General features: G+C 54.8%; 12 protein-coding genes. 4 read left to right on the forward strand and 8 right to left on the reverse strand.

The window, feature by feature from the left end; genetic code table 11:
- Positions 1-7 precede the first annotated feature (7 nt).
- The 5 genes from ACFOET_RS02315 to ACFOET_RS02335 are packed head-to-tail and all read right to left on the reverse strand — an operon-like array spanning position 8 to position 8,259.
- Positions 8-949, reverse strand: coding sequence for a hypothetical protein (locus tag ACFOET_RS02315; RefSeq protein WP_379019158.1), 942 nt, complete (start codon positions 947-949; stop codon positions 8-10).
- Between the two features lie 57 nt (positions 950-1,006).
- Positions 1,007-3,202, reverse strand: coding sequence for an ATP-binding protein (locus ACFOET_RS02320; protein ID WP_379019160.1), 2,196 nt, complete (start codon positions 3,200-3,202; stop codon positions 1,007-1,009).
- Between the two features lie 21 nt (positions 3,203-3,223).
- A complete protein-coding gene (locus ACFOET_RS02325) occupies positions 3,224-5,722 on the reverse strand; it encodes a tetratricopeptide repeat protein (RefSeq protein ID WP_379019162.1) in 2,499 nt (832 codons plus the stop codon).
- Positions 5,658-6,734: a hypothetical protein gene (locus ACFOET_RS02330; RefSeq protein ID WP_379019164.1), complete on the reverse strand. Its 1,077-nt coding sequence runs from the start codon at positions 6,732-6,734 to the stop codon at positions 5,658-5,660. The genes ACFOET_RS02325 and ACFOET_RS02330 overlap by 65 nt, the downstream gene beginning before the upstream one ends.
- A 1-nt stretch (position 6,735) precedes the next feature.
- Positions 6,736-8,259 carry a WG repeat-containing protein gene (locus ACFOET_RS02335; protein WP_379019166.1) on the reverse strand — a complete coding sequence of 508 codons (1,524 nt, stop codon included), beginning with the start codon at positions 8,257-8,259 and terminating at the stop codon, positions 6,736-6,738.
- Positions 8,260-8,372: 113 nt separating this feature from the next.
- Between ACFOET_RS02335 and ACFOET_RS02340 the strand changes: the two genes are divergently transcribed.
- Positions 8,373-9,002, forward strand: coding sequence for a response regulator transcription factor (locus ACFOET_RS02340; protein ID WP_379019168.1), 630 nt, complete (start codon positions 8,373-8,375; stop codon positions 9,000-9,002).
- Here ACFOET_RS02340 and ACFOET_RS02345 read toward each other — a convergent pair.
- Positions 8,965-11,010 carry an ATP-binding protein gene (locus ACFOET_RS02345; protein WP_379019170.1) on the reverse strand — a complete coding sequence of 682 codons (2,046 nt, stop codon included), beginning with the start codon at positions 11,008-11,010 and terminating at the stop codon, positions 8,965-8,967. The genes ACFOET_RS02340 and ACFOET_RS02345 overlap by 38 nt on opposite strands.
- 246 nt (positions 11,011-11,256) lie before the next feature.
- Between ACFOET_RS02345 and ACFOET_RS02350 the strand changes: the two genes are divergently transcribed.
- From ACFOET_RS02350 to ACFOET_RS02360, 3 genes are read left to right on the forward strand one after another with little or no spacing between them, the layout of a single operon-like run.
- Positions 11,257-11,943 (forward strand): hypothetical protein, encoded by a 687-nt coding sequence (locus ACFOET_RS02350; protein ID WP_379019172.1) that lies wholly within the window; start codon positions 11,257-11,259, stop codon positions 11,941-11,943.
- A gap of 1 nt (position 11,944) precedes the next feature.
- On the forward strand, positions 11,945-13,882 hold the full coding sequence (locus ACFOET_RS02355; protein WP_379019174.1) for a hypothetical protein: 1,938 nt from the start codon (positions 11,945-11,947) through the stop codon (positions 13,880-13,882).
- Between the two features lie 24 nt (positions 13,883-13,906).
- On the forward strand, positions 13,907-15,241 hold the full coding sequence (locus ACFOET_RS02360) for a hypothetical protein (protein WP_379019176.1): 1,335 nt from the start codon (positions 13,907-13,909) through the stop codon (positions 15,239-15,241).
- Positions 15,242-15,663: 422 nt separating this feature from the next.
- Here the strand turns inward: ACFOET_RS02360 and ACFOET_RS02365 are convergent, their stop codons facing one another.
- Positions 15,664-16,176, reverse strand: coding sequence for a hypothetical protein (locus ACFOET_RS02365; RefSeq protein ID WP_379019178.1), 513 nt, complete (start codon positions 16,174-16,176; stop codon positions 15,664-15,666).
- Positions 16,177-16,251: 75 nt separating this feature from the next.
- A complete protein-coding gene (locus tag ACFOET_RS02370; protein ID WP_379019180.1) occupies positions 16,252-16,737 on the reverse strand; it encodes an NAD(P)H-dependent oxidoreductase in 486 nt (161 codons plus the stop codon).
- Positions 16,738-16,766: the final 29 nt, after the last annotated feature.

Here is a 16,766-nt window from a genome sequence, read left to right on the forward strand (position 1 = left end):
TTTGTTGCTATTCATCGTCGTCCATCCGATAAGCGGCCATGATGCGGGTCAACTCCGGCGCAAGCAGCAGGTGATACACTTCAGGAGTTGTTTCTTCCAGTAATTTCGCAACACTGACGGTAAAAAGCGTGTCCTGATCGAGCATAGGGGTAAATGGCCTGAAGTTAAAATCGACCGATGTCCACCGGATTTGCATGGTGTTGGAATCGATAGTGAGCCGCTGGTTGCCGCGCAGCTGCTGCCACAGGCTATCGGCAACGGGCTCTCCAGTACCGATGGAATAGTCGACCGAAGAAGGCGGCAGCTGTTGCATAATAGCTTCCATCGATTCGCGGATGGGGCTTTCCTGCTCCGACGCGGACGACGCAAACCCAAGCCTGTACTGGAGCGAAGGAATCGGCTGCCGCAGCCGGTACGTGAGGTAGGTCGTGACATAGGATTGCGACATGCCGGCGTAACCCGGTACTTCACGGTGGGTATACGTCCAGTGCGCGCTGCCAAGGTCCGGGAGCAATGCAAACGTCGTGTCAGGCGCAAGTGCAAGCAGTCTCAGCAAACTGGTGTCGGTTTCACGGACGGACAATTGCTGATTTCTTAGTGTTTGTGGGATAGGCGACGGATGCCGGGTTAGTGTATCCAGCAACCGGATGAAATTTTGGCGGTGACGATCGGATAGCTTCGGTCGGATTTCGGCGGTGACGGCCGTATCATTCACCACCACGGAAACGTCAAACGACCGCGATGGACCTCCAGCGGGTTGGGTAAGGCTGGCCAGTGCCTTCCACTCGTCCAGCAAGTGCACGGTGTCGACTGCAAACGCGGTGGGTTTCAATTCAACGGAAACACGCGTTGCTGGCTGGCCGCTCCTGCGGTCGCCTTCCCATGCGCAAGCTTGGGTTACGAGTGCTGCTAATGATGCCCATAAAAGATAATAGATAGCTGTTTTCATACACGTAGTCTTTAGGCAATACTGCCTGTTTGCCGAAACAAATATCAACGTTACCGTTCATGTAATAAATCCCTGAAAAAAGGGAATTTCAATTTCCACCGTGGTACCCATGCCTGGCTCGCTGATGAGGTTAAGGTGACCCTTCAGATAATCCAGGCGAGACTGTACATTGTGTATGCCAGCCGACTTCCGCCCATCCAGCGTGGCGATGTCAAACCCAACGCCGTCATCCTCTACGGTGAGGTATAGGGTGCCGTCGGTCTGTGCCAATTGGATCAAGATGTGCTTGGCCTGGGCATGCTTCATGGCGTTGTTTACCAGTTCCTGGATGATGCGGTAGATGACCACCTGACGGTTGGTGTCGAGGCTGTCGGCATAGTTGACGATTTCGGCAGCCACCTCTAGGTTGCCATGGGACATCCGGCTGCAGTATTCACGGATGGCCTCCGTGAGTCCGTATTTCAAAAGCAGCTCGGGCATGAGGTTGTGCGCCACACGGCGGAGCTCGTTGACCGCCGCATCGAGCTGGTTCAGCGAGCGGGTGACTTTTTCCCGGGCGGCCGTGTCGTTCACGCGGGAAAATACGGCGGAAAGCTCAATCTTGGTCCCCGAAAGCAGTCCGCCAAGGCCATCATGTAGGTCGCGCGCCAACCGCGAGCGCTCTTGCTCCTGCCCGCTGAGCATGGCGGTGAGGTTGGATATTTCATGTTGCTGCTGAACCTGTTCCATTTCCAGCCGATGAAGATGCCTTTGCTGGGTCAACGTCTTTGAGCGCTGCCGATAGGCGTAAAGCAGCAGGGCCATCATGATCAGGGCAACAGCAAAAAGGATGATGTAGGTCTGGTTGATGCGCGACTTGAGCGCCACTTCGCGTTGCACAGCTGCGAGCTCCTGCTCCTTCTGCTCATTTTGGAGGTTAGCAAATGCCAGTTGCTGGCGCTGGTTTTCTTCGTTGAGTTTCATCACTTCAAGCGCTTGCCGCTGTTCGACAGCACGCGCATCCATCAACTTGAGTTGCTGTTCCTTTTGCGCGGACTCCAGACGCAGTTGCCCCAGTACCTGTTGTTGCTTGGCGCGCTCGTATTGGGCTTCCAGCCGTGCAGACAATTCCAACTTCTCCGCGTCGAATCGATCCTCGGCGGCGGCTACGTACTGCTTGTAATAATGCAGCGCTTCGGTATGCTCCTGCTGCTCCTCCGACAGCTCGGCAAGGTTCCGGAAAATAAGGGGAAGCGTTTCGGTATTCATGGCCGTCTCCTGCGAAGCGGCAGCCAGAGCGGCCAGCAGGTAGGTTTTTGCGTTTTCAGGCTGATGGCTGCGCCGTGCCAGGGCAGACAGGATACCATAGCCAGCGGCCCTGAATTGGGTATGCCCATACTGGTCGGCGATTGCAATCGCCTTGCGCGCATACTTTTCTGCCTGCCGCCGGTCAGCCGTATCGGCGTTGTTGAGGTGCAGGTTTGCCAGGTTAATGGCTGCATGCGCCAAATCGGTGGGCGAGGTTCCCATCGTTGACGGGTTATCCTCTAAGAGGGTTATCGCGCTCCGGTAATAGCGCACTGCACTGTCGGCAAACGATGGGTTTCCGGTTTCTGAGGTAAGCGTCTCATACAGGTGCCCCATTCGCATGTGTGCGTCGAACAGGGCCGATGGTTCTTTCCGTTTTACGGCCAGATCCAGATTCAGGTAGGCATACTTCGTTTGAAGGTCAGTTGCCCGCCAATTGGCGTATATGGCATACAACTCGCCGTAGATTGAGCGTTGATAGGCGTAGCCATCGGTGTTTTCGAGTAGGCGAAGCCCGTCCACGAAGGCATTTACGGCATCCACCTCAAGACCCCCGCGTACCAACAACCATCCCCGGCAGTAGTGCACATAACCCTTAATTTTGCGGTCAGCCGTGCGGGCCGCGAAAACCGATGCACTATCGATGTACTGGGCAGCCTGTACCGAATCGCCCAGTATGAACGTGTTGAGTGCCCGTAGTCCGTATAGGTATGCAGCATATTTGCCATCTCGCCTTTTTCGCGCCAACCGGATGTTTTCTTCCAGAACGGCTATCGCTTCGTCCCGGCGTTCGTTGAAAAACAGTGCGCGGACATAGGGGCCGGCCTTCAGGAATTTCTCGCCGTTTTCGTAGCCGGCCTGCTGATAGGCCTTGGCCACGGCATCCAATGCGTCCTGTGCACGGCAAGCCAACACGGCCAGGCAGCATACCAACGAACAGGTGAATGATAAGACGATGCTTCTCATGCGTTCCGTTATCGGCCTGCACTACGGCCTGTTTATGAAATCGGCGAGGTAAGTACATTCCCGTACGGCCGCCTGAAAAAACGCCGTATTTCCGTAGTGGGTCTCCAATTCCCCGAAATACCTGTTCTGTTGGCTGAATAGCCAGAAGGGGTCGGGCCTATTGCCGTATGAGAAGCCATCGTCGTAATACGCTTTTAGGCTGGGGTAACTGTACCGCTTCTGTTCGCATTTAGCCAGCATGTACGTGCATTTCGCACGGAATTCGGGGTCTTTGCTCAGCTCGCGCGCCTTCTCGTACCAAGCTGCCGCCTGGCGGGCATCGTGGTAATCGCCGGCATAGTAGTAATTTCCCCGGATGTAGTTGTGCGTACTGGTCCAGTGGTAGCTGATCAATTGCCATGCGTTGCCGAAAGCGCCGGTCTGGTACACGCCGTTGGCCAGCTGGAAGTAATAGGAGGCCGCATTGCCGGGGTCTTCGGCAATGCGCCGCTGTAGGTCGGCCATGGTCTTCGCGAATGCGGTTTTGGTGAGCGGTGTGCCGCCGAAACGTTTGGGGTAGTCGTTGATGGCAGTGATAAACGGGTCAGGGTACAGCGGCTGCTCCTCCCCGCCATACCAGTCCACCGGCGTTTCGCGCTGGAATTGTGGAGAGAGCTTTGCAAACGCGCGGGATGCCGCTTCGTAATGGTGTGTGCGCAGGTATGCTGTCCCCAGCAGATCCCAGTAGTCGTCGCCGATGAGGTCGTCCAGCAGACTGCCGAAGAGGGGCGCCCATGGCGAATCCATGCCTTCGGTAGCCCAGCGGCCCAGTTGTTCCAGGGCGGTGGGGGGTAGCTGCTCCCGCCAGAACGTCGCAGCGCTCCACGATATCCGCGATAGCAAGGATTTGCTGGCATCCTCCTCGTTGGCTGGGGAGGGGGGATCCGCCTTCAGCATGGCCATTGCGGCGAGGGCGGTATCGCCGGACGCCATGAAGTGCGGCGCAAGCAGCGATTGGTAAAAATTGGCAGCCGTACGGGTAAAGCGCAGGTCTTTCTGCGCCCATAATGCATAGCCCGGTTCATCGCCCCCCCGTTCCATGGCTTCCCGTAGTTCTTTACTGCGTTTGGCATCCAGCCAGTTTAATGTCTCGGTTAACCGCGCTACATCGGCCGGCTGCGGGGTTTCCAGCGCCCGTGCACGTACCAGCAGGTCGACGATGCGGTATTGGTCGGCCAGTCGGGGCGACAGTGTCCCGGGAGCCAGTCCGCTCAGCAGGGCCGCAGCTTCGGTATCCTCGTGCAGGAGCCAATGGAGGTAGGCTTCTGCGACGGTGCCGAGCGCCGGTTCGGGATAAGCGGCGTCTGCCGACAGCTGCCGGCAAAAGCCGATGATTGCCTGGGCATGTGCCTGCGCGGCTGATGCCGGGGTGCTGCCATTATAGAACCCCCACCCGCCCCAGCGACCTTGGTAGTAGGGCGACTGCTCCGTGAGGCGCGATTCCAGCTTATTCACTTCGCGGACGAGGAGCGTGGCGACCAGCGGGCTGCCCGGCGCCAGCCGGTAGACCGTTTTCAGGGTCGCGGTATCGAGGTCCGCATTTCGGAAGCCCAGCGCCGCGTGAATGGTTGCCCGTTCGTCATCGGACTGCGCATGGGCCAGTATTTCTTCAACGGGCACATCGATGTAGTGGATGTTTTTATAGGCCTGTACCCGCCTTTCGGGGTTACTGGAAAATACGTTTGCGAATAAGTACGCCGCTTCCGTGATTTCCCCGAGACGCCGCAGCGCACCTGCTTTCAGCATCAGTGCCCAGCCTTTCAGGGCCGTCGTGGCGGGTGCCTCATCAATCCACTGGTCATAAATGCGGACACAGTTGGCATAATCGCCCGCATAATGGTACATGCGTGCCGCCTGGTAGGCGTAGCGCATGCGAAGAAACGAGGCTTTCCGGTGCTGCCTTGCCAATGCCTCCGCCTGTGCGGCCAATACGTTCATGCTGGCGGTATCACGCGGTTCGGGATTCCAGTAGTGGTCATAACCCGCATGCGCAGCCAGTGCATGGGGTTCCACGGTCTTGGCAAACAGGTAAAGCGCGCGTGCATTTTTGTTGCGGGCAAGCGCCTGAAGGTAGGTGTTTCCCGAAAGGCTGTCGGGCAGCGGGGCGGCCTGCGTTTCCAGAAAAGCGCGTATAACGGAGTCCATGGCGGCATCGGCGCGGTACATCGCGGCGTGCACATCAGTAGGCCGTACGCCATCACCTAAGTATTCAGCCCACTCCGCGCTGTTGATGCGGGACTCGCTCCCGGGTTCCTCCTCGTCGTAGAGAAAGCGGAGGTCGGTAAACGAAAAGGGGGCATACCCGTCGCCCGCCACGTTGTTGTGAAAGTACGACACGTAATAGTCGTATGGGTCGGGTTCGGGACCGCAGGCGATATTGAGCGCGATTTCGCCGAAGAAAGCGCCGGCAAAAGCACTAAAAGCAATCGATAATTTCCTGAAGCGATGCATGGGTGAATAGCTGTTGTGGTGACGGTACATGTGACGCTGATCGTGTTTCGGCTGGAAAGCCAGCCAGCAACGTTTTATCCAGGTGGTAATAGAGCAGGGTGAAGTCTGCCGCAGGCAGCTCATCGGCGAGGAAACGGGCGGCCCGGCGTACGTCCGCGTAGCCGACCTGCTCACGGCGGATGACGTCTCCCTTCCGGAGGCCGGCTTCAGGAAGCGGTTCCCTAAGCCGGAAGAGCGACGTGTCGTCCAGCGGGTTGAACAAGGCGGTGTCCGAGAGTAGGGCGGGGTCCAGGCGCTTACTGATGCCGGCATATCGTTCCTCACGGAACACCACTGACCAGCTAAAGAGCGGAAGCGCCACATCCATCGGCAGCGGATAGGCGCGTAGGTATCCCTTCAGGTATACGCGCATTTCGTTGATGTCCAGGATGGAATTTTGCGGCCCGAACCTGCGCAGGTTGCCCATGTTGTAGCACATCAGCAGCACCTTGTCTACCGGCGGCGTGCCGCTGCTTTGCGGATTGCGCACCTGGTGCAGGCGCAACGTGGCCGAGAGCAGCGTGCCCGCCGGCATCCGCTGCCGTATCCGGTCAAGGAGGTGGAAGTAAGCCTCCCGGGTACTGGCGGTCCAGTCGCAGTCGATTTGCAACTCATCAAATTCCGATTTCCCTGCCTGCTTGATTTTGCCCAGCACAAAGGCGCTTACCCGTTCAGCCAGGCTGTCAAGCTCGGCTTCTGTACGGTCTTTGAGCACCTGGTTGGTGATGAACACCACCGGAACCAGCTGGAGGGAATCGGGCAGCGTATCCTTGAACGCGATGGGAGAGACCGGAATCGGTTCGCCGTTCGGCCCCTGGTTATCCACATCCATGATCCGCACAAAAAGCCGCTTTGCGCCTAACCCGCTCAGGTAGGCTTGCTCCGTGTCATCGGCTTGGTACACGGTCTTCCAGTAATAAAAGGCAGGCTCGACCTTCCGCCCGCGCTGCGTGCAGGCGTACGAAAGGGTAATGAGTGCCATTAAACCAAACCACAGTCTCATTTCAGTTGCTTTTTTCCCGGAATTCCTGTTGCGTCTGCCAATTTACGTAAAACCGGGTATAACCGAGCTTTTCATCGTAATAAGATACCGTGCCATCGGCCGACATGTCGTGGTATTTCGGCGGGATGACGACGCGCCCCGACGGTAGATGATACAAGCCGTAGCGGCTGTCTTTGCCGGGCTTAAAAGTCCAATAGCCTCGGCGCAGATTCAGGCAGCGGATGTAATGGTGCTCAGGTTTCCAGCGCCAGTCCCCCGCCCCGGCATCCCAAACGCCCATGCGTTTCGTGCTGTCGCGTTTGATGGTCACCTCATAGAGCTTGTCTGCTATGTTGCTGTAAGCGACAATTCGCCAACCGGTTTCCAGGGCCTCATCAGGGATGGTGTGCCCCGCGGGAGGCCAGCGGATATTTCCCGAAGGGATTACCACGGTAAATGTATTGTCAAGCGGCGGGTCCATGTGCCAGTGGCCCGCCGTATCGACCATGGCGTGTTCGAACCGGGATGCCTGCCGATTGAACCACCGCAGCATGAAGCGGTCTGTGCCGGGCATCCCGCTGATCAGTCGAGCCGTACGGACTACGGTGTCGGCAGCTACGCCATGAACGGCTACAGCATCTATCCTTGCAGGAAATGCTTTGCTGAAATCGGGAAAGATATACTGGTGTCCTTCGTCGTCTGCAAGCACCATGGCACGGCACGCATCATCGTATCGATTGCTGCTTACGGGAATGGAAAGTGGCAAGCCGTTGATAGCGGTGTGCAGGCTGTCGGCCTGTCTATACCGCGTGCCGGAAGCCGGTTTCCCCTCGCGGTCAATCAACCGGAAGCCGTTTCCCCGCTGCTGCAGGAGCAGTCCGCCATCTACCTTGTCAAAAATATTCCGCGCCAGCAGCTTTACCTTTCGATCCGTTAACTTAAAAAGCCTGTTCCGCTGCAGGAAGTGTTGGCTGTCCAGCGGGTGGATGCCGAAATGAAAGCTATAGCCAGCGCCGGTGGAAATACGTTGCGAATAAATGGTTTGATTCGTTTCCAGCACGGTAATTTTCAGGTGAGCGCGTTTGACTTTGGTGTCAAACAACCGGCTATCCGACGAGCCACCGGTGATGGAAAACCCCGGCAGGAAACGCCACTCCCAAAACCGAAAGCGATTGATATATCCCCGTTCCGTGTGGGCGAATGTGCGGTTGCCTACCACTTGTAAATATACATTACGGTACTGGAAAGGAATAGCCAGTTCGCCTGACTTATCAATCACGCCATAACGCAATTGCTCATCTTCCACGACAGCGAAACCGGTGGAGGTGAATGTTCCAGCGGAGCGGAACGAAGGGGGGATGACAATGTTCATCTGTTCGTCGGCATAGCCATACCGTCCATCGGCTGCCAGGTAAGGATAATAGTGCATCGTGTCAGTGAGTTGTCCACTGGGCGGTTGCACAGGGGGCGCCATACAGGCGCTGGCCGGCGTGCTCAACACGGCAGCCAGCGCCAGGGCAATCGGATATGCACAGCCATTTCGCATGACGCAAAGTTAATGTTACCCGTTGGCCTCAGCCATCCCGAAAATCAGCCATTTTTCAGAACAATGCGGATGATTCAGGAAAATATAGTGATTTTTACAGTGAATTTTTAGTTATGGTATCCATTTTCATTACAGATGATCATCCGCTGGTGTTGGAAGGACTGAAAAACGTGCTTTCCGAAGCCGAGACCCTCCAGGTCAAGGGATGCTTTGCTAATGCCGCAGCGACGCTGGAAGCCATTGGATCGGAATTCCCATCGGTGTTGTTGCTCGACATTAACCTGCCGGATATCAACGGCATCGACCTGGTCCGGAAAGTAAAGGCGCTGTCGCCGGCCACGCGGATCATAGCGCTCAGCGTGCATAATGAATACGCGGTGATCAACAGCATGTTTCAGGAAGGCGCCGACGGCTATATCCAAAAGAATGCGGTGGGGGAAGAAATCGTGGAGGGAATCCGCACGGTTATCAACGGCCGGCGCTTCCTGTGTTCGCAGTCGGCCGAAATCATGAAGCGGAAAACCACGGAAGGGTTGAAGAGCGTGCCCAAGGTCACCCGCCGGGAAAAAGAAATCCTCCACCAGGCGGCCAAAGGATTAACCACGCAGGAGATCGCCGCGGCACTGTTTATCAGTCCGCATACCGTAGAAAGCCACCGCAAGAACCTGATGGAAAAATTTGAGGTCAAGAACCTGGCATCGGCCATTAAACTGGCGACGGAATACGGGCTGATACAGGCGTAGCCGATATGGGGCATTCGACGGTAAACGTCGTGCCGACTCCGTTGTCGGACCGGATATCGAATGTGCCCTCCAGCAAATCGGCGCGCATCCTCACATTTCGGAGTCCTGCGCCTTTGCCGGAGCGCTCCGTATCAAATCCCCGGCCGTCGTCTTCGACCACGAGCGTTACCGTGGCATCGGATTGCTGCAACTGCACCAATATTTCCGTTGCTTCCGCATGCTTGACGCAATTGTTGATCAGTTCCTGTGCAATGCGGTAAAGCGCCATTTCGCGCGACCGAGTTACCGGTTGGCGGTAGTGGACGACCTGGTAGTAAACCGGTACACCCGAGCTTTTCAATTTATCGCAAAACTCCCGCAGTGCTTCCACCAAACCGTAGTTGACCAGCATGGACGGCATCATGCTGTGGGCGACTCCACGCAATTCTTCCACCGCACCATCCACGTTGCTGGCTACCGAAGCCAACATCGGGCGCTGGGCAACGTCTTCCGGCAAGGCATGCGCAATGCGTGAGAGGTCCATCTTGATGCTGGAAAGGATGCCCCCCAGTCCGTCGTGCAGGTCGCGCGCCAGCCGCTCCCGCTCCTTTTCCTGGCCTTCCAGCAAGGTGGAGAGTAACGAATTCCGGTGGGCCTGTTCCATGCGTTCCACATCAAGGGTGTGCATGCGCTGCTGCTGAACCAATAGCTTACGTTTATTGCGGTACAGCAGGAAAATCAGGATGCAGGTGGCCAGCAAGGGGATGGAAATGCCGAGCAGCAATCCGATGTACCAGCGGTTGCGCTCGATGGCGAAATCCTTTTGCTCGTTCTCGCGCTGCAGCGTCAGTAACGTGTTTTCCGCCTCGGCCAGTTTGTATTTTTCCTCCATTTCATGGAGGATCTGGGTGTTTTCTGCATAACGCAGGCTGTCGGCCAGGTCGATGTATTGTGCTAAATAGCGGTAGGCCCGGTCAGGTTGCTTCAGGCGATGCTCCATGCGTGACAATGCCCGGAGCGCTTTCAGCTGGTAGGAGCCCACCTGATTGGAATGGCTGATCTGCAGCAGTTCATCCAGCAAGGGCCGAGTCTTGGCAAACTCGCCCCGGCGCTCGTACAGTTCCGAAAGGTGCAACAGGATATCGCAGGAAGTATACGTGTCGTTATATCGCCGGGCAATGAGCAGACCCTGACCGAAGGAATGCTCTGCCGCCGCCAGCTCACCGGCGGCCAGCTGGTAGCGCCCTTTCATGTGGTAGTAATTTGCCCATATATGGTGTGTGGCATCCAGGTGCAACAGGTGGTGGCGTGCGCTATCGAGGTAAGTGGCCGTCCGTGCATTCGATAAGGTATCGGCGCGGAAGCCGAGTCTCGCGAGGATGATGTAAATGTCGGCGACATCACCATGGCGCACCGGGGCCGACTGTTTATATTGTTCGGCCGCGGCGAGGAGATAGTGTGCCGATTTTTCGTGTTGTTGCTGGTTGTTGAATAAAATACCGATGTTGGTATTGACGAGTGCTAATGATTCCGTGTCGGCCAGCTGATTGAGCAAGGGGAGCACGTCCAAGTAGCCGCTCAGTGCGTCATCGATGCGGTTGCGCTGCCAGGCGATGTTGGCCGCATTGATCTGGCTTTTGGCAAAAAGCACACGGGCGTTGCGTGAAGTGTCCTGTTCAGTCATTTCCCGCACGATACGGTTATACCGGTCGGCTTCGTCCGTACGGTAATGGTCGTAGTGCCAGGAACCTATGTTGAGGTAGGTCTTCGCCTCGCTGAGCGGATCTCGGCTCTTAGCGGCCAGGTCCAGCACCTGTTTCCATAGGGTCAGCGCTTTGGCCGAATCGTTGTGCGGCACCCGCCGGGCCATTTCCGTCAGGAGCGCAATCTTGGCGGAGTCTGTGGTAGCCTTCTTGAATTCCTGCGTGAGGCTGTCTGTTTGGGGCGGCGCGGCGATCACGGTACCGATTCCGAAGAAGCATACGGTAGATACGACGGCCAGCCAACAATGAATGCCGAAGTTGTTCATAGGGCTGTTTTGTGATAATAATGGGTTGCAAAATAAGCAAAATATGTAAGTAAATGTCACACGATGGGGGTGTAACGAGGCAACTGCATTTAACACGGGTTCGGTAGCCGCGCCCGCACAGTTTTGCCCTGCCAACGGGACATCGCATCGAAGACGTTAATAATACATCCCCAAAACATCCCCGAAAACAGGGGTTTCATGAACTGGGACGAAAGGCTATATTTGCCGGTGTTATCGAAAGCTTCCATGATTAAGACGAAAAGTCGACTTGTCCGGTTAATGTGCGTTGTACTGTCATGCACCTGTTTCACCTCGTGTTTCCAGATTATTGAAGACATTTCCGTGCGTGAGGACGGTTCCGGAACGGTGACGCTGACGGCCAACCTAAGCCAAAGCCGTACGAAGCTCGCATCCATTATGCTGTTGGACAGCGTCAACGGCCACAAGGTGCCTTCACCAGCAGACATTCGCCGCGAGATGTCCGCGCTGGCCGATCGGCTGGCAGCTATACCCGGCATTACCAACGTCACGCATCAGGTGAATTTCGATACCTACATCGCCGTGATGAAATTTTCGTTCAGTAACGTATCGGACCTCAACGACGTGATGAATATGGCGTTCAAAGAAATGAAGATGCCGATGGACAGCCAGAGTTCATACGCGTATGACGGGCGACATGGCACATTCAGGCGGGCGTATACGCATCTTCCGCAAGCGAAGGCGGAGTATAACCGGCTGAAGCCCGCCGATCAGGCCGTATTCAAGGACGCGTTATATACCAGTATCTACCGCTTCGAGCGGCCGGTCAGCCAACAAAGCAACGGGGCAGCAAAGCTGGCGGCATCAAAGAAAGCCGTCATGTTGCAAACCCGTATCATGGATCTTATCAATGGCAACCAATCACTTTCTAACCGTATTCAATTAGCACAGTAGTATGACAAAAACCACTTCTTTCTTAACCGCCATGGCGTGTTTATGCCAGGTTTATACGTATGCGCAGGACTTGGCACACCGCATTCCGGAGGACGCTTTCGCCGTGGTGTCCGTCAGGACCGGTCACTTTTTTAACTTAGTGGACGTGGCCGATTTCAACACCTCCACGTTGGGTACGAAAATGCTGCAAGCCTTCGGAAAGGAAGCAGGTATTTCCCTGACATCCATTGAAGATATGGGGGTAGACATCCACTCATCCTTATACTATTATACCCGGCAGACCGACAGCATATGGTATCACACCGTATTGTTGCCGTTGAAAAATAGCAGCCAGTTTGCTGAGGGGTTCGGTGGCGGTGCCCTCACTGAAGTGGACGGTATATACCGTGCCGCAGCCGACACGGCATCGCCGGGCACCACCGTGGGGTGGAATGACCGGTTGGCCGTGATTACCTTCGGCAGCGTGGTAGACGATTTTTTTTATGATGAGGGGGTGGCCGCCCGGTACGGTATTTTACAGGACAACTATGGCGATACCTATGCATACGCCGACACGTTTGACAACGATGGGTATACCGAAGAATATGCTGATGAGTACGTGCTTCCTCCTTATGACGGTGTGGACACGACCGGGGTGGTCATTGACACCGCCGGGTGGGACATCGATACGTTGGATAACGGCTTCGGTTGGGACGATAGTACATGGGATACCGCGGCAACAGACGGCTATGATGACGGTTATTGGAGCCAGTACGAAGCCAATCGCCAAAAGAAGGATTCATTGGTGGCCGTGTGGGTCGGCACTTATGCGGAGCAGGTCTTATCCGATTTGCCTCGGCAGCATATCCTAAACAATGCTTCTTATGTAAAAAGCTTGGATAAGGATGCCTTGGTGACGGCATGGGTGCGTAACCTCGGACTGATTTATGACCAATTTTTCCTTTCGTTGCTGGCAGGGCGTTACCCGTCTACATCGGCCATAGGTTTCGGCAGCCTTCAGGCCGGTGTCTATGCCAACGAAGATGAGCTAACGCTGAAGACTTCAGTCGACGTGCAGGGCGACCTCGCTCACTCGTATGCCCGGATCTACGACCACAAAATCAACCGGAAATTCCTCCGTTACCTGGACAGCGACTCGTTGATGGGGTTTTTCGCCTATGCGATTGATATGGAAGCGTATATGGAGGAGTTTCCTAAGATGCTCGGCAAGATTTACGGTCCGATGGTGGGCGGGTATGAAGAAGAAATCCATATTGGATCGGATATCCTGGCGTTGTTGCTGGATGAAAAAGCAATCGGTGAAACGGTGAAGGGGGATGCATTGTTCGTGCTGAATGGCCTCACCCAGCACGAAGTTGCCTACACCGATTATGAATACGACGAGGACTACAATGTAACGGAAGTCGAAAAGACGAAAACCGAGACCATTCCCGACTTCCTCTTGATGTTTTCGTCCGATAACCACGCCTTGTACCAGCGGCTTATGGACTACACGGTGAGCAAAGGCGTGGGGACGTTGGACAACCGGGTGTATGCCCTGAGTCACCGCAAACTGCCCGCTCCGCTTTATGTGACTTATAGAAACGGTATTATTTTTCTCGGAACTGCCCACAATCAACTGGAACGGATAGCAAGCAATCGCACCGTAAGCAAAGCCAGCCGGTTTCACCGGAAACTGCTCCGCCAGAATATAATGACCGGTTTTCTGAACACCCAGCAAGCCTTGGGACGATTTTCCGACGAGGAACTCTCGGCACTTGAAGAACATATCCGGTTCAAGCAATTGTTTGGCCATCTGGGGAATTTCTATTTCCGTAGCGGAAAAATGAAAGGGGATACGTTCTCCGGTGAATTTGTTGCGCAGGCGCCCAAAGATTTCAGTAATGCACTGCAATACCTGTTATGGTTGGTCGATTATGCGTCGAACGATAGGCGGTAGTCCGGCTGCGAACGATATCCGGTTATGAAGCGGCTTCTTTGGATCACAGCGGCTGTATTGGTACTCCTGACGTTGGGAACAGGCTTGTTTTTTGCCCATCGGCAACGCCAATCGTATGCCGTGCAGGTTCCCCGGGACGCTGTTTCGGTGGTCAAAGTCCAAGTTGACGGATTGGTTGCTGATGTGTTATGGAACCAGCTTTGGAGCCCTTCGCATATTAAACGGGACGCGAAACGTGGCGGGACTTATCGTTTTTTACGGTCCGATATCGGATTGGCGATACCTGCCAACCTGTTTCTCTACCAATTTGCTGATAGGCCGCGCGTGTTATTTGGTATACTGCGCATCAAGGACGTCGGGGATCTTCAGGCGTTTATCCGCCAACAGGACTGGGCGTATGAGGTTGCAACGCCGTTTAGCCGGGTGGTATCGCAGCACTTGGTTGCGCTTCACAGCGCGGACAGTATCGCCTTTGCCCTTTGCTGGGAACCGGGTGAGCAGCTGGCGTCGGTAGAGGAAAACCTCCGGGGGCTGCTGCAGGGCAACCGACAGGAGCCGTTTGCGGCGAGCCGCTTCAGGGAGCTGAAGAACCGGAAAGGGCACCTCAATGTCATGGGGCAACACGCGCTTCGGCTAGACTTTAAGCGCGGGGAAATAGCCTTCTCCACCGACGGGGCAGGAGATGCTGCTGAATTTCCGTCGCATCTGCAAACGGAAAACACCGGTTTTTTGCAGTTGCCTGCTTGGTGCTGGTCGTTGACGCCGCCTACCTGGCGGCTTGGCGGGCATACGGTAAGCCGGGATAGCTTGATACGGTATATCAGCGGCAATATGTGCGTGCGGTGGCGGGGAATAACTACGCAACGGGATACCGTGATTAACTATGCCTATGACGACGATTTCAATCCAGTGGAAGTGCGTGAGGCGGTCGAGCGGTCGGTGCCGGCCATATACGGTGCAATTGCCTCGGACGCCGGGCGTTTGAGAGGTTATCTAGCAGAGCAGGGGCTACTGGATACGGCATTGGCGCGGATCAGTCCCGGGGCATTTCCGCTGTTTTCATTACACACCCACGGCGGGACTGGCAAGCGGCTGTTGTTTGGCACGGAGCCAGATGCAGAAGAGCAAGCACCGGATCCCGGTCTAAGCCGTAACGGCGCCGATCCGTTATATCTCTATATCGATATCGCCGCTGTGATCCGGCAGGCTGTATTGCCCGCACGGATCAGCGCATACCTGGAACCATTTTCGTCGGTTGAGCTGCTGGGGATTCCCAAAGCTGGCGCAGGGATGGCCATTCGCGGAAAAATGGTCATGCCCCATGCATCCGTTAACAGCTTGATTCAGCTCATCGACTGAGCGGGCAGATAGTAAGTTTCCAATGATTGATCGACGACTTGCGTTTATACATCGCATCCATATATTTCATCCTTTTATTTTAATTCGCTACACGAGAATCCTAAACTCTTTACCATCCGCTTAATGTTTCTAGGTGAAACCCTAGTAGCACATTCTATCCTGAGTACCTTTTCTGAATCTTCCATATCTATGGTTACCTTGTAGATATCTCGTCTTTTGAGGAGGGATTCACGCACGAGCCCCACCTGAGCAGACTTCACTAAATTGGTTGAAAACACGAGTACTTCATAATCAATCTGTAAGGGAGGCTGCATTTGATTTGCTTTCATTCTTCTTATTTACCTTACTATAACGTTGACAAGATTTTCCTTTTGATAGGCAGGTTATTGGGTTGTTTCTCATCATAGAGTTGCACTTTTATTTTAAAACGCCCAACCTACATGAATCGTGGGAAAAGGTGTGAAGGGGGAAGATTTAAATACATCCTCTTCCATTTCAATATCCTTCGCATTCAGCGCATATCCCATTCCTAGCCACGGCGTGATAAAGAGGTTCTGCCAGCCGGTATTCCAGCGATAGCCCCCGCGTACTCCCAGCACGTACTGAATTCGGCCCTGACGTATATTAGTGGCTTTATGGGTAACATTCAACCGCTGAATGCCACCATCTATACCTGCAAAAAAGCCATCCGGCAGGCCCTTGAAAAACCTGTCTATTTTCCAGCCCGCTCCTATAAAAGCGGCGTCGAACAAATCATTGCCGTGAGCCCAACCCGGAATATCGAGCCCAAATACGCCCAGATCGTAACGCCAGGCACCGGTGAGATATCCTCCATGTACGGAAAATCCGTTCAATGCAAACGCAATAGGGTCGATGTCAATGTCAAATCGAGCGCTGCTGCCTGATTGGGCAAACGCTTTTGATGAAAGGAGCATCAGTGAAACTAAGGTTATGGTAACTGTTCGCATAAAAAATCGTCATCAGTCTCCTGGAGATTTTTAAGTGCCTGGCTAACCTGTTGCCGAATATCTTCTTGGCTGATACCATAAAAGTTGCCGATAGCGGTGGCACCAACCACCTCCGCTCCCAGTATGGAAAAGATCGCTTTGGCATCCTCCAGGGCGCTGACCCCCCCCGCTTTCCGCCGGTGAGGTGCTCAGCAACCAAACCTGCTTTCCCAATAGGATACGATAATCTTCCTGGGTCCGCGATAACCAGTCCATCGTGTTTTTGAAGGCAGTTGTGACCGAAGCGTTATGCTCGGCAATGGATACGACGAAACCATCGTGCTCATGAAACAGTTCCCTTAGTTTATGAGCGGACTCCGGGACGCCTTCCTGCTCTTCCGTATCTACCGAAAAAAGCGGTAATGGAAAGTCCCTGAGGTCTATCAAGCTGGCTTTATAACCGTTCAGCATCCCTGCAGCCTGTTCCACAATCTTCCGGTTAATGGATTGAGCACTGTTACTTCCAGCAAATAATAGGATTTTTTTCATGATGTTAATTATTTATAACGTTAGTGAAT

It is taken from the genome of Parapedobacter deserti (assembly GCF_042646065.1).
Lineage (GTDB): Bacteria > Bacteroidota > Bacteroidia > Sphingobacteriales > Sphingobacteriaceae > Parapedobacter > Parapedobacter deserti.

Bases quoted from the DNA above. Each gene is read 5' to 3' on its own strand.
- ACFOET_RS02370 (WP_379019180.1), bottom strand. From the start codon at position 16,737: ATGAAAAAAATCCTATTATTTGCTGGAAGTAACAGTGCTCAATCCATT.
- ACFOET_RS02325 (WP_379019162.1), bottom strand. From the start codon at position 5,722: ATGTACCGTCACCACAACAGCTATTCACCCATGCATCGCTTCAGGAAA.
- ACFOET_RS02315 (WP_379019158.1), bottom strand. From the start codon at position 949: ATGAAAACAGCTATCTATTATCTTTTATGGGCATCATTAGCAGCACTC.
- ACFOET_RS02340 (WP_379019168.1), top strand. From the start codon at position 8,373: ATGGTATCCATTTTCATTACAGATGATCATCCGCTGGTGTTGGAAGGA.
- ACFOET_RS02330 (WP_379019164.1), bottom strand. From the start codon at position 6,734: ATGAGACTGTGGTTTGGTTTAATGGCACTCATTACCCTTTCGTACGCC.
- ACFOET_RS02365 (WP_379019178.1), bottom strand. From the start codon at position 16,176: ATGCTCCTTTCATCAAAAGCGTTTGCCCAATCAGGCAGCAGCGCTCGA.
- ACFOET_RS02360 (WP_379019176.1), top strand. From the start codon at position 13,907: ATGAAGCGGCTTCTTTGGATCACAGCGGCTGTATTGGTACTCCTGACG.
- ACFOET_RS02345 (WP_379019170.1), bottom strand. From the start codon at position 11,010: ATGAACAACTTCGGCATTCATTGTTGGCTGGCCGTCGTATCTACCGTA.
- ACFOET_RS02355 (WP_379019174.1), top strand. From the start codon at position 11,945: ATGACAAAAACCACTTCTTTCTTAACCGCCATGGCGTGTTTATGCCAG.
- ACFOET_RS02350 (WP_379019172.1), top strand. From the start codon at position 11,257: ATGATTAAGACGAAAAGTCGACTTGTCCGGTTAATGTGCGTTGTACTG.
- ACFOET_RS02335 (WP_379019166.1), bottom strand. From the start codon at position 8,259: ATGCGAAATGGCTGTGCATATCCGATTGCCCTGGCGCTGGCTGCCGTG.
- ACFOET_RS02320 (WP_379019160.1), bottom strand. From the start codon at position 3,202: ATGAGAAGCATCGTCTTATCATTCACCTGTTCGTTGGTATGCTGCCTG.